The organism is Pseudomonas sp. GW821-FHT09E04, assembly GCF_059416185.1.
Map to the genome: position 1 here is coordinate 155,116 of NZ_JBWKOR010000009.1, position 13,839 is coordinate 168,954.

Here is a 13,839-nt window from a genome sequence, read left to right on the forward strand (position 1 = left end):
AGTTCGTCGTCTTCCTGTTCAACTGCAACTGGTTTGCATTAACAGCCGCACACTCTTGCGATCCACAGGACTACGTACGACGTGAAAAACACCACTGCCAACAACAAAAAATCCCCTTGGTTGCCGCTGGCGCTCGCGCTGGCGGTCAACGCTGCGATGCCGATGGCATTTGCGGCCGACGCCATTCATATCCGCGCGCAGCCACTGGGCCAGGCGCTGAGCGAACTGGGTCAGCAAACCTCGCTGCAGGTGTTTTTCAGCCCGGATCTGGTTGCCGGCAAGCAGGCCCCGGCCGTCGATGGCAACCTCTCGCCGGAGGACGCACTGCGCCAGTTGCTGCAAGGCAGCGGCCTGAACTATCAGATCAATGAAGGTTCGGTGACCCTGTCGCCGGCACCGACCGCAGCCGCCAACGGCCCGCTGGAATTGGGCGTGACCGACATCAAAGTGGTCGGTGACTGGCTCGGCGACGCCGATGCCGCCGTGGTGCAGAACCACCCGGGCGCGCGGACGGTGATCCGCCGCGAAGCCATGGTCGAGCAGGGCGCGATGAACGTCAGCGACGTCCTCAAACGTGTACCGGGCGTGCAGGTGCAGGACTCCAACGGCACCGGTGGCAGCGATATTTCGCTGAACGTCGGCGTGCGTGGCCTGACTTCGCGTCTGTCGCCGCGCTCCACCGTGCTGATCGATGGTGTGCCGGCAGCGTTCGCACCGTACGGTCAGCCACAACTGTCGATGGCACCGATTTCCTCCGGCAACCTCGACAGCATCGACGTCGTGCGCGGCGCCGGTTCCGTGCGCTATGGGCCACAGAACGTCGGCGGCGTGATCAACTTCGTGACCCGTGCCATCCCGGAAAAAGCCACCGGTGAAATCGGCACCACCCTGGAAACCACCCGCTACGGTGGTTGGAAACACATCGACACCGCGTTCCTTGGCGGCACGGCCGACAACGGCATGGGCGTGGCGCTGTTGTACTCCGGCGTCAACGGCAACGGTTATCGTGAGCGCAACAACGGCAACGACATCGACGACGTGCTGCTCAAGACCCACTGGGCGCCGACCGATCAGGACGATTTCAGCCTCAATTTCCACTACTACGACGCCAGTGCCGACATGCCCGGCGGCCTGACGCAGAAGCAGTACGACGACAAACCGTATGACTCGGTGCGCGACTACGACAACTTCAGCGGCCGCCGCAAGGACGTGTCGTTCAAGTGGATCCGCCAGATCGACGAACGCACCCAGGCTGAAGTGCTAACCTATTACACCGACAGCTTCCGTGGCAGCACCATCGCCGCCCGCGACCAGAAAACCCTGAGCTCGTACCCGCGCTCCTACTACACGCTGGGCATCGAGCCACGCGTCTCGCGGGTATTCGATGTCGGCCCGACCACTCAGGAAGTCAGCGTCGGTTATCGCTACCTGAAAGAGGCGATGCACGAGCAATCGAGCCGTCTGGCGCTGGTCAACAATGTGCCGGTGGTCACCCCGTCGTCCGACGGCCATGTGTTCCAGGACCGTACCGGTGGCACCGAGGCCAACTCGGTCTACGTCGACAACAAGATCGACGTCGGTAACTGGACCATCACCCCGGGCATTCGCTTCGAGCACATCAGCACCGACTGGCACGACCGCGCCGTTCTCGACACCGCCGGCAAACGCGTGCCGGAGAAAAACCGCAGCATCGAGAGCAACGAACCGCTGCCGGCACTGAGCGTGATGTATCACCTGTCGGATGCGTGGAAGCTGTTTGCCAACTACGAAACCTCGTTCGGTAGCCTGCAGTATTTCCAGCTCGGTCAGGGCGGTTCGGGTGATCAGACCGCCAATGGTCTGGAGCCTGAAAAAGCCAAGACCTACGAGATCGGCACCCGCTACAACGATGACGTGTGGGGCGGTGAAGTGACGCTGTTCTACATCGACTTCGATGACGAACTGCAATACATCAGCAACGACGTGGGCTGGACCAACCTCGGCGCTACCAAGCACCAGGGCATCGAGGCTTCGGTGCACTACGACATGGCTGCGCTGGATCCGCGTCTCGATGGCCTGACCGCCAACGCCGGTTTCACTTACACCCGCGCCACCTACGAAGGCGAGATTCCGGGCTTCAAGGGCCGCGACCTGCCGTTCTACTCGCGTCAGGTGGCAACCGTCGGCCTGCGTTACGACATCAACCGCTGGACCTACAACATCGACGGTTTCGCCCAGTCCAAACAGCGCTCGCCGGGCACCGGCGTGAATGCCGACGGCAGTTTCAGCAACAACTACATCACCGAAGGCACGGCGGACGGGCAGTACGGCGACATTCCGGGTTACGTGACCTGGAACGTGCGTGGCGGCTATGACTTCGGTGCGCAGCTGTCGAACCTGAAGCTCAGTGCCGGGGTGAAAAACATCTTCGACAAGCAGTACTTCACCCGCTCCAGCGACAACAACTCGGGGATGTATGTCGGCGCGCCGCGTACGTTCTTCGTGCAGGCGAGCGTCGGTTTCTGACGCTGCTTGGCTCGTTCCCACGCTACGTGGGAACGAGCTGGCTCAGACCTTCAGCGCTTTCCCGCCAATTGCCACCGCTACCAGCAGCGCTGCCATCAACCCGAAGGCGAAACTCAGGCTGCTGGCATGGGCGACAAACCCGATCACCGCCGGCCCCGCCAGAATGCCTGCATAACCCAGCGTGGTGATCGCCGGTACCGCGATGCTTTCCGGCATCACCGTCTGCTTGCCGACCGCCGTGTACAGCACCGGCACAATGTTCGAGCAGCCGGCGCCGACCAGTGCATAACCGACCAGTGCGGCTTCCCAGCTCGGCGCGAACGTCGCCAGAAACAACCCCGCCGCTGCCAGCAGACCGCCGAACAGAATGACCCGCGTTGCGCCCAGTGCGCGAACGATCCGGTCACCGGTCAAACGGCCCACCGTCATCGTCAGCGCAAACGCTGCGTAACCCAGGCCTGCATATGCCGTATCGATTCCGCGTTCCTGCGCCAGAAACACCGCGCTCCAGTCCAGCGCCGCGCCTTCGGTGAGGAACACGATGAAGCACATCCCGCCGATGAACAGCACGATCCCGTGGGGTACCGCGAACGCCGGGCCCGAGCTTTCACTGCCGTAAGGCAGCATGTGCGGCACAGCTTTGAACAGCGCCGCGATCAGCACCACGACCACCACAAGCATCGCCGCCAATGGCGACAACCCAAGGCCGAGCAGGGCGCTGACGCCTGCCGCACCGACGATCCCGCCGAGGCTGAACAGGCCGTGAAAGCCCGACATCATGTTCTTGCCGCTGGCCCGCTCGACGATCACCGCTTGCAGGTTCACCGTCGAATCCACCGTACCCAATCCGGCGCCGAACATGAACAGCGTGGCGATCAACGCCGGGATCGACGACACCGTCGCCAGCAACGGCAATGCCGCGCAGATCAACAAGGTGCCGCCGGTGGCCACGCGCCGACAGCCGAACCGCGTGGCCAGAATCCCCGCCAGCGGCATCGCCAGAATCGAGCCCACGCCAAGGCACAGCAACAACAGCCCCAACGTCCCTTCATCGAGCCCGGCCCGTGCCTTGGCATACGGCACCAGCGGCGCCCACGCGGCGATGCCGAGCCCGGCGATGAAGAAGGCGATGCGCGTGGACATCTGTTGCAGGCGTCCGGGGGCGAGGGGAGGCGGGGTGTTGATGGCAGTCATGAAACGTCCTTGGTCTTGCGGTCAATGGCGTAATGCAGGGCAACATCCTTGCATATCAGTCCATGGGCCGCGACCTTGAGTTCCTGGAGCGGGTGGTTTTACTCGGCGTGATTGGCAGTCCCTTGCAGACAAGGGACTTCGATCAGTTTGTGGCGGTCACGCCCGTACCAGATTGCAGTCGAAAGCTTTTCAGTGTGTTCAAGAAGTCTTCCTTAGTCTGTTCAAACGATGTGCTTTGGGTTGAAGAGTAATTCTCGACCTTCAACACCATGCTCGGTTCGTACCCTTTGTTAGCGAGGCCGGCAGTCATCACGAATCGCTCGGATCCGGCGCCGTCAACGTCCTTGAAGGACTTGCCACCCATGATGCCTGTGCGGGTACCGATCTGAACCGATGTCGGGCCGAATGTCTGGATGGCGCCGGCGGCCGGGAACGGGTTGCCTTGAATGGGCGAGGCCAGTACCGGCAACAGGTTCAACGCTTTTCCGATGTCGTCACTCAAACTCAGGCTGTAGAGCGTGTCCGGGGTGTTTGTCGGGTGCCAGGCCATGGTGATCGAGTAGTGGGGCTTGCCATCATCGGCAATAAAACCGAAGGGCAGGCAGAACCCGCTTTCCTTGGGGATTTCAAACTCGGCACGCGTGCGAAAGCGCGAGAGCACGTCGCGGGCGGCGGGCAGCAGTTTTTCGAACGAGCTTCTGTGTTCGGAGTAGTTGCTTTGCTGGCCGAATGCAAAACGATAGACGCGCTCGTCACGCCACAACAGGACAATGAGTTTGTCGGGATAACGAGCGCCGTAGGCGTCCGGCATGCCGAAGTCGAAGGCGGACTGTTCGGCGTAGAGTTCGTCTGTGGGGTAGGTGTCGAATTCTTTTTTGTAGGCTTCCAGTTCAATCTCGAATTTTTCGTAGGGGCGGTTTTCTCTTTTGAATTGGGCGATTATGTCTGGCAGTAAAACAAGCTCTATGGTTGCTTTATCTAGTTTTTCCAGGTTTTCCTCAAGTTCGCTTCGTTCCTTTTTTAACGAGTTGTATTTAACAGGGTCAGAACGCCATAGTTCGCCTGTCATTGTGTTTGAGATTTCGTTTATCTTGTTTTTTATTACTCGTTCTTTAGCCTGGTGCGGGCTTGGGCTATGTCTGTCGACCAGTTTCTTGAAGGTTTCGAGATTTGTCTTTGGGCTAACTTCAATAGCGACGAGGCCGTAGGCATCATTTGTCGGGTCACTGCCGTAACTGAGCTGTTTGTCAGCTAGTCTGATGTCCGGTGAATAATCAGGGAAGTTGATGCCGTCGGTATAAGTCCACTGGTCGTTAAGCAGGTGCCATGTTATTTCGGGTTTTATGTCAAAAAGAGAGCGCCCCAAACATTCCGTTTGTGATTGCTGGGTGATATGGATAGTTTCTGCTTGCGTAGTTTGAATGGTAAGGAAAAAAGCACTGGCTAGAAGGTAAGCTATTTTTTTGCAATGCATCATGAGTTGTTGCGGGTCCTTGTGCTTTTACTCGGGGAACAGATTCATTCATGTCGTCCTGATGAACAAAACTGCCCCCTCCTTGAATGTCAGAGTCAGGCTTAGCCCCCGGATTTGTTGTCCACACCAGGTAGAAGCCGGAAGCTTTTCAGAGTGTTGAGGAAGTCTTCTTTGGTTTGTTCAAACGATGTGCTTTGGGTTGAAGAGTAATTCTCGACCTTCAACACCATGCTCGGTTCGTACCCTTTGTTGGCGAGGCCGGCAGTCATCACGAATCGCTCGGATCCGGCGCCTTCAGGGTCCTTGAAGGACTTGCCGCCCATGATGCCGGTGCGGGTACCGATCTGAACCGATGTCGGGCCGAACGTCTGGATGGCGCCGGCGGCCGGGAACGGGTTGCCTTGAATGGGCGAGGCCAGTACCGGCAACAGGTTCAACGCTTTTCCGATGTCGTCACTCAAACTCAGGCTGTAGAGCGTGTCCGGGGTGTTTGTCGGGTGCCAGGCCATGGTGATCGAGTAGTGGGGCTTGCCATCATCGGCAATAAAACCGAAGGGCAGGCAGAATCCGCTTTCCTTGGGGATTTCAAACTCGGCGCGCGTGCGAAAGCGCGAGAGCACGTCACGGGCGGCGGGCAGCAGTTTTTCGAACGAGCTTCTGTGTTCGGAGTAGTCGCTTTGCTGGCCGAATGCAAAACGATAGACGCGCTCGTCACGCCACAACAGGACTATGAGTTTGTCGGGGTAGCGAGCGCCGTAGGCGTCCGGCATGCCGAAGTCGAAGGCGGACTGCTCGGCGTAGAGTTCGTCTGTGGGGTAGGTGTCGAATTCTTTTTTGTAGGCTTCCAGCTCGATCTCGAATTTTTCGTAGGGGCGGTTTTCTCTTTTGAATTGGCTTATAAAGTCTGGAAGTACGACGAGCTCGGTGCTTATTTTTCTTACTCTGTCTATTTTTTCTCGGAGTTCGAATCTTTCATTTTGTAGTGACTTGTATAGGGCCGGGTTGGAGCGCGACAAATCTCCTGTCATTGTTTCTGATATTTTGTCGATTCTACTTTTTAAAACACGTTCTTTAGCTTCTCTTATGTCTGGGTGGTGCCTGCCGACTAGATCGTTGAAGGTTTCTATATTTGTTTTTGGGCTGACTTCTATAGTGACAAGCCCGTAGGCGTCATTTGTGGGGTCACTGCCGTAACTGAGCTGTTTGTCAGCTAGTCTGATGTCCGGTGAATAGTTAGGGAAGTTGATGCCGTCGGTATAAGTCCACTGGTCGTTAAGCAGGTGCCATGTTATTTCTGGATTTATATCAAACAAAGAACGCCCCAGGCATTCGGTTTTTGTTTGATTTTTTATGCTATGGGTTTCTGCTTGTGTAGTTTGGATTGATAACAAAAGGCAGCTGGAAAAAATTAAAATTAATTGAGTGGGGTGCATTAGGAGTTTTCCGTGACTCGATCATTAGTTAAAGCTGCGATAGCTTTGTAATCACTGTCCTGTTTGTTGGGCTGTATTTGAGCAAGGATAGTCAAATTGAATTCGGAATCATTATTTTCGTCTTTTGTCCAGTTGACGGGAAGTGCCGTAATAAACCCGAGGATTTCTCCAGGCATTCCGCTGGGTGTGTATTTCTTCCAGAATTCAGCCTCGAATGGCATTGGTTTTTCTTTTTTACCAGTTGAATAGCTCGTATTTGCTTCTTGCTTTTTGAGTGCTTTTTTCCAAGTCGGCCAGATTGACATATTGTCGCTAGGGATAAAAGGGAAGGCCTCTTTGTATGCGTCAGAGTTTATTTGTGCCTGCTCTTGAATCGCCTTCCAAGTTCCCGGTGATGCAGGCTCATTGATCAGGCTGCCCAACAGCGTAGCGGGCCGGACTTTGACGTTTTTATCGGTGACGTCAAGAGCAAATAGCTTGCTCCAGAGTTTGCTTCGAAGCGCCTTGATCTCAGGACAGACTGGATGTTGCTTTTTGCCGTTCACTGGTGCAGGCGTCGAAACGGTGCCTGACACGATCACAGCCAATTCGGAATCTCGATCACCCAGTTGGCTACGATCATTGATGTTTGCACTGCCAAGTATTGCCACACGATCATCTGCAATCAGCAATTTACTGTGTACGTAAATTTGTTCCGTCACTGGCCGATCAAGACTTTCCCAAGAGCGGAGGTTCAACAAAGTCAAATAGCGGGTCCACTTCATCGTTTCAAAAACTCGAAGTTTTTTATTTTCACCGGAAGGGACCTCCACGCCAGTCTTGGCCTGCTCCTCCGTTCTGCCTCTATCCATTTGCTCCTTGATCGCCATCGCCCGCTGCACCCGTTTTATCAAACTCTGCTCACCCAGCGAAATACTCTGCATCGTCAAGTGAACCTGGGTCATCAGGTTGATCGCGTTGAGCGGGCCTTCAGGGTGGACGGGAAGCACCATGTAGACGTGAAAGTTTTCGCCCATTTCAATCGCGCGTACAATCCGGTCGGCGAGTGCTTCGCACAGCGGGTTTATCAATGCTTTTTGTGGCGTCTGGAAGAGCTTCAAGCCTTCGACGGTCGCCTGATTGCTCAGCACCTGCATGATGCCTTGGGTAAAGGCTTCGGCTTCCTTGTTTCGTATCATCTCCGCCAAAGCGAAATAATCGATTTTGTGCAGTTTTTTGGGATCTTTATCGACCTCGTCCAGCCGCAGGCGTTTTTTATAGGTTTCATAGCCCGGCAACCCGGAGATGCTCATCAGGCTTTGCATCGGTCCATTGATGACCGTAGGCGCTGCCTTGTTGTCTTTGCCATAAGCGCTCTGAAAAAACTGGTTTTCAATGTAGATGAAATGCTGGGCCCCGGAGATCGCCTGCAACATGGCCTGCATGCAGTTCGCCTGAACGCCCGTCGGTGATGAGGCAGGACTGGTTGCGCCTGATTTTCTGGCGCCCTGGCGCTCTTCGTTTTGCAGATGCAGCGGGGCACTTCGCAGAACCTGCATGCTGATGTTTCCCTTGGGTGCGACAGGTTCAGGTTGAGCAAGGTAGCGCGCCTTGAACGGAACCGGTTCCAGTTTTTTGTCGGCAAACTTCAGGAGGCCGATCAGCGCGCTTGGCATCTTCTGCACCTTGCCGTCGAAGCGTGCCTGCAAACTGTTCCAGCGATCGATGAAGTTGCGTGACAGGTCAAAAACAGAGCTGCCCTCCAGACGCATGTGCACGTCGTGCCAGGGCATGCGCGGTTGTTTCGCGCTGTCGAGCATCATCCCCCCGCGCGGCAGCAAACGGGTCGCGGGATCCGCCAGGAAAGAATAGGGCTTGCCCACCTGGGCAGTACTCAAGCGGTCGAGAACTGAATGCAGGTAGAGGATGAAGGGGGTTGAGATCTTCTCGAACTCATCAATCGCCTTCGCCGTGAGGATCGGGGAGGGCGTGTTGTTGATCCAGGCGTAAAAGGCTCCCAGCCCGGTTTGCTGAATCCACAAACTGGCAATTTCGCTGCCCTTGTTCAACAACTCGTCCGTGATGTTCTCTCCGGACTTGATGATCTGGGTGGCCCATGCCGACAAGTCCTTTTGAAGTTGGTCAGCCTGTGGCGCGACTTTTTGCGACCAGGTTTGTACTTCGCCCTTGAGCCGGTTCACCTGTGTCTGCAACCTGGCACGCCCCGGTTGAGTGACGGAAGTCACCACCGGGATTTTCTGCTGCGCGCGTGCCAGCCAGTTCTCGACCCGCTGCTGAATCGCCGACGCTTGTTCCGGTTTGTCGAGCGCCACGCCGATGGCCGTGCTGATGGACTTGGCTTCCTGGCGCAGCTCAGTCAGCGCGCTGTCGGTTTTTTGCAGCGTCTGGACTTCTTGATCCATGGTGCTGACCGCGCCATCAAGCGAAGTTTTCCATTGGCGCAGAGTCTTTTTCCAGGCCTCCAGGTTGTCACCGGTCAACTGTTTCTGAACAAACTCGGCAATGTAGATCACGCCGCCGGTGGAGTACGCCGCGCCTGCTCCGAGCAAGCGCAAACCATCCTTGCCCTTTTCGGCGAACCATTCGCCAGCGTCTTTTTTTGCCTCGCGCATGACGTTGAACATCTTGTTGTCCATGGCCCACGCATACGTGCGCTGGCCTTTGCTCAGCGCATCGCCTTCCATCAGCGCGGCGCCGATCAGTTCGACGGTGGTCATGTAAGGGTATTGCTTGTGTGCCTCGATTTCCGTGAGTGGCGGGATGCACGGGTTGTAAAACTCGTTCGCGGTTCTCCCGTTCGCGGCCAGACGAAAGTTGTTGTCATCACGGCGACCGTAAGCCAGATCGATCCCGCCGACGTAGGCGATTTCGTTGTCGATCACCACCATTTTCTGGTGATGAGAAAAGAACAGTCCCAAGGTGCCCATGTCACTTTGTTGAATCGCCGGCAGGCACCAGACTTTTTTCTTTGGCAGACCGGCGTTCAAAACGAAGGCGGCTACCATGGTCTCCAGGTCACCGGTATCGACGGCAGCCTTGGGTGACAGCCAGGGCATCAGATAAATGTCGGGCGTTTCGCCTGGTTTGCGCAGCGCGTGATTCAAACAGTCCCAGAGACGGACATCACCTTCCAGCCGCACTTCGTAGTTGATCTGCCAGCCGGAAATGAAGATCGATTTTTTGGCGTTTTTTATCGCATTGGCAACGTCTTTGAAGTAATCGCTACCGGTGGTGAAGAACTTGACCTGGTTCCCCGAGCGCTCAGGTGAAAAGGCTTCACCGAACCTGGCATTGTGTTGTTTGATGAACCAGCCTGGGGCGGAGGTCGAGGTATAGGCTTTGCCGTCTTTTGAAATCAGTTGGTTCAATTGTTTGGGCTGAACGCCATTCAGATTGCTCATGCCTTGAATTCCTTAAACTTGTCGAAGAGTGCTAGGCCGTCCGCCAGAGACAGGTTTTCCAATGCACTGTTTTTATCCGTACCGGCTTGCGGGTGATGAGGCGCGGCATGAGGTTCGCTGCTGAAGTCCATGCTCGCCAGCGCCAGCAGTTCCCGTTGTTCGTCGCTCCAGCCATTGTCTGTGTGGGCCTTCAGGGCGACGCACTGGCCGGGATAAACCAGCCAGAACATTTCCGGGTTTTGCGGATACTCAAGGGAGAGTTTTTTCTGAGCGGCGTCTGACAAGGTGACACGCCCCGTGTCATCGGTTTCGCCTTGGGCAATCACATCGCTCTCTGGTACACGACCGAGTTTTTTCCAGCTCGGTTCGCTCATCCTGATGATTCGCCACGGCGTGTTCGCCAGCGCAAAGGCGCCTTCGCCCGGACGGTCGGCCAGACGAATGTCGAAGCTCAGTTTGGTCGGCTCGACCGGTGGCACCGGCAGTCGTTGGCCCGGTTGCGCGGGCGCCATGAGATTGCCAGCCCTGGCCGAAGGAGCAGGAATCGGCAGCAGCGGCATCAGGATCGCAATCCCGGAACCCGTTCCCGCCGAGCCACCTGCGTTGATCTTCACCACCGGCCCGACCACCGTGATGCCACTGCCATCGAGTTTGATGAAGCTGCCGCCAGCCTGGACGGTCAGTTCGCTGCCGGCCTCGATGACCATTTTGTCACCGGCCTTGAGATGGATTTCCTTGCCCACGCTGGTCAACTGCGCGGTGCCGAGTTTGATGTGCTGATCCTGGTTCACGGTCAGGTGGTCACTCGCCTTCACTTCCACTTTGCGATCGGAAATCGTGGTGCGGTGTTCTTCGGCCTTCAGCTCGGTGTAGGTGTTCTTCACCACGGTGTCGTGACGTTCGTTGCCGACCCGGATCTTCTGGTCGTGTTCGACGTTTTCATCCCAGTCGCGCTGGGCGTGGATGAAGATTTGTTCGGCGCCTTTTTTGTCTTCGATGCGCAGTTCGTTGTAGCCACCGCCGCCCGGGGAGCTGAGGGTTTTGAAGACGCTGCGGGTTTTGTTCGCCGGGAGGGCGTACGGCACCGGGTTTTCCTTGTGGTACAGGCAGCCGGTCACCAGTGGTTGGTCGGGGTCGCCTTCGAGGAAGGTGACGAGGACTTCCATGCCGATGCGCGGGATGGAGATCGCGCCGTAGCGGTCGCCGGCCCAACTGCTGGAGACGCGCAGCCAGCAGCTGGTCTTGTCGTCGGCCAGGCCTTCGCGGTCCCAGTGGAATTGCACCTTGATGCGGCCGTACTGGTCGCAGTGGATTTCTTCGCCTTTGGGGCCGGTGACCATGGCGGTCTGGCTGCCGAGGACGCGGGGTTTCGGGTGTTCGAGGGCCGGGCGGTAGAACACGTCCCACGGGGTGGCGAGGAAGGTGTTGCGGTAGCCCTGGTGGAAGTCGTCCTTGTTGTCGGTGGTGTCGCTGGTGACCGATTCTTCGAGGACTTGCGGCTGTTTGCCTTCGTGGAAAATTTCGGTGAGCAGCCACAGGTCGTTCCACTCGCTGCGCGGGTGGTCGGACATTTCCATGAAGTGGCCGCTGACCAGTCTGGTCTGGTCGCCGCGACCTTCGGCCTGACGGTAGTCGGCGCGATGGCGTTCGAGGGCGCGCTGGCTGAGGAACTTGCCGCGGGCGCGGTCGATGAAGCGGCCGGGGTAATCGTAGTCTTCCAGATCAGGTTCAGTGCTCTCGCCGTCCGGTTTGTAGGCCGCTTCCATTTGCAGGCGCGGTTTTTCGAAATCGTAGTCGCGGCGGGTGGTGCGGCTGGTGCGGGTTTCCAGGCGCAGCCGGAAGCCTTTGATCACCGGCTCTTCGGCGACCATGCCGCTGCCCTGTACGTACGCAGTGGGCTGGCCGAGATTCGGGAACACGGTCTGGTCATCGCCGAACACCAGCAGGTGACCTTTCTTGCTGTGCTGGAAGTGGTAGTGAATCCCTTCCTCTTCGCACAGACGCTGGACGAAATGCAGGTCGGTTTCGTCGTACTGCACGCAGTAGTCGCGATCCGGGCACGGCTGGCTCAGCTGGAAGCTGTAGGCGTTGCCCTTGATGCCGTGCTCGTCGAGGATCAGCGCGATGATTTTCGGCGCCGACACCTGCTGGTAGATGCGCTGGTTGGTACGGTGATGCAGGTATTGCAGCTGCGGCACCAGCGAGACTTTGTAGCGGGTCAGGCGCTTGCCGGCATCGCCCTGGGCAACGCGGTAGATCTGGCCGTGGATGCCCGAGCCCTGCGGGTCGAGAGCGAGGAACGCCTGTTTGTGCAGGAGCTTTTCCAGGTCCAGATCCGGGTTTTCGCTGACCAGTTCCAGGTCGAAACGGAACGGCTGGCTGATGCCTTCGGTGCCGGTGAACGACAGGACTTGCAGGTCGCCTACGTAGTCTTCAACGGTAAGGCTGAAGTGCGTTTCGTTGGCTGGACTGAACATTTGGCGCTCCTTGAGGTGAAACACAATCTCCTGAAAGTTCTACAGCGGGCAAAAGCCTGATCCAGAACCGAAGCGGATCATAAAGGCTTAAAGTTGCGCAAAAAGTTGCGCACATACCCTGAAGGCCACGGTTTATAAGGGCTGCTTGAAGTTGCTACGAGATATTTCTTGGCAAAGTGATATCACTTTTATTGATATTTCCAGGTGATTGTCGATCCCGTCAGGCAGTAGAGTGGAGCGCTGACAGGAGCCTGAGCGCAGGAAAACAGATGGCGAAGTTCTACGATGCCCGCGGCAATATCTATGGTGTGGTTTCACCTCGACAGGTGCGTGAGGCGGGCATCGACCTGCCGGCCAGTGCCAAGGGCGCCGTGTTATCCAGAGCTCTCTGGAGCGAGCAGGCCATAGAGACATTCTGCCAATGGCCTGACGCGATTCGTCCCGTCGGCGCCAAACATCATCGCAGCGATGGCTTGCTGATCGGCCCGTTTCAATCCTCGCCGCCGTTCGATCTGCTGATCGTCAACACCGACGGCACGCTGGCCGAGCGCAGTGGTAACGGCTTGACGATTTTCTCTCAGGCGTTGCATGAACAGGGGCTGATGCCAGAGCAGGGCGCATCGTTGCAGGTGCATCACGACAAACAGGATGCGCCATCGCCCGTGCCGACTTCGGTCAAACCGGCTGAGGTGGCGGGCGTGCAGGGCTTCTGGCTGGATCTCGGGCAACCCGGATTCGGTCCGGCAGCCGTCGGTGCGCTCGGCGTTGAACCCGTGTCTTTCAATGGTGTTGAGGTCAATCGCATCGAGCCACTGGCACAACTCGATCCCGCCTGGGCGCACAGCCAGTTCGTACGCATCGGCAATCCCCACTGCGTGACGCTGGTGTCGGAGGAAGCCGCATTACCGAGCAACGAGCAGATGCTTGAATCGCCACTGACTGACAATCTGACCGCAATTGCCTACGCCACCCCCGTCGGCGCCGGCCAGCCGTGTCCGGCCGGGGTCAATCTGCAATGGGCGATGCGCGCCGGCGATCAACGCATCGTTGCGCGGGTGTTCGAGCGTGGTGAAGGGCCAACGGCGTCCTCCGGCACCAGCGCCAGTGCGGTGGCGTCTGCGGCGTGGCGGGCAGGCTGGGTGTCGGCGGGAGAAGTGAAGGTGGTGATGCCGGGCGGGACGGCACCGATTTTACTGGAGGAGCAGGATGGCGAACTGACCGGTGTGCGTCTGTTCGGCACCGCGCATCAGACAAAAAGGTGAAGTCCCTTTCATGATCGTCCCCCCGGGAACGATGGATCCCTTGGACTTCACTGTGAGCCGGTTCGCTGCGGTTGTCGCCTGTCAGATCTGACA

7 protein-coding genes are annotated in these 13,839 nt (G+C 57.5%); 2 read left to right on the forward strand and 5 right to left on the reverse strand.

Annotation, left to right across the window (positions count from 1 at the left end; genetic code table 11):
• The first annotated feature begins 81 nt into the window (after positions 1-81).
• The gene (locus AC07N4_RS27625) at positions 82-2,505 is read left to right on the forward strand and encodes a TonB-dependent siderophore receptor (protein WP_493066548.1); all 2,424 of its coding nucleotides are present in this window, start codon (positions 82-84) and stop codon (positions 2,503-2,505) included.
• A 42-nt stretch (positions 2,506-2,547) separates the two neighbouring features.
• Here AC07N4_RS27625 and AC07N4_RS27630 read toward each other — a convergent pair whose 3' ends face one another.
• The 5 genes from AC07N4_RS27630 to AC07N4_RS27650 form a co-directional block, all read right to left on the reverse strand.
• Positions 2,548-3,699, reverse strand: a complete 1,152-nt coding sequence (locus AC07N4_RS27630) for an MFS transporter (protein ID WP_493066549.1) — start codon at positions 3,697-3,699, stop codon at positions 2,548-2,550.
• Between the two features lie 142 nt (positions 3,700-3,841).
• The gene (locus tag AC07N4_RS27635; RefSeq protein ID WP_493066550.1) at positions 3,842-5,176 is read right to left on the reverse strand and encodes a T6SS immunity protein Tli4 family protein; all 1,335 of its coding nucleotides are present in this window, start codon (positions 5,174-5,176) and stop codon (positions 3,842-3,844) included.
• A gap of 98 nt (positions 5,177-5,274) precedes the next feature.
• The gene (locus AC07N4_RS27640; protein WP_493066551.1) at positions 5,275-6,606 is read right to left on the reverse strand and encodes a T6SS immunity protein Tli4 family protein; all 1,332 of its coding nucleotides are present in this window, start codon (positions 6,604-6,606) and stop codon (positions 5,275-5,277) included.
• Positions 6,606-10,007: a hypothetical protein gene (locus AC07N4_RS27645; RefSeq protein WP_493066552.1), complete on the reverse strand. Its 3,402-nt coding sequence runs from the start codon at positions 10,005-10,007 to the stop codon at positions 6,606-6,608. Before AC07N4_RS27645 ends, AC07N4_RS27640 begins: the two co-directional genes overlap by 1 nt.
• A complete protein-coding gene (locus AC07N4_RS27650; RefSeq protein WP_493066553.1) occupies positions 10,004-12,484 on the reverse strand; it encodes a type VI secretion system Vgr family protein in 2,481 nt (826 codons plus the stop codon). Before AC07N4_RS27650 ends, AC07N4_RS27645 begins: the two co-directional genes overlap by 4 nt.
• A gap of 269 nt (positions 12,485-12,753) precedes the next feature.
• Between AC07N4_RS27650 and AC07N4_RS27655 the strand changes: the two genes are divergently transcribed.
• On the forward strand, positions 12,754-13,746 hold the full coding sequence (locus AC07N4_RS27655) for a diaminopimelate epimerase (RefSeq protein ID WP_493066554.1): 993 nt from the start codon (positions 12,754-12,756) through the stop codon (positions 13,744-13,746).
• Positions 13,747-13,839: the final 93 nt, after the last annotated feature.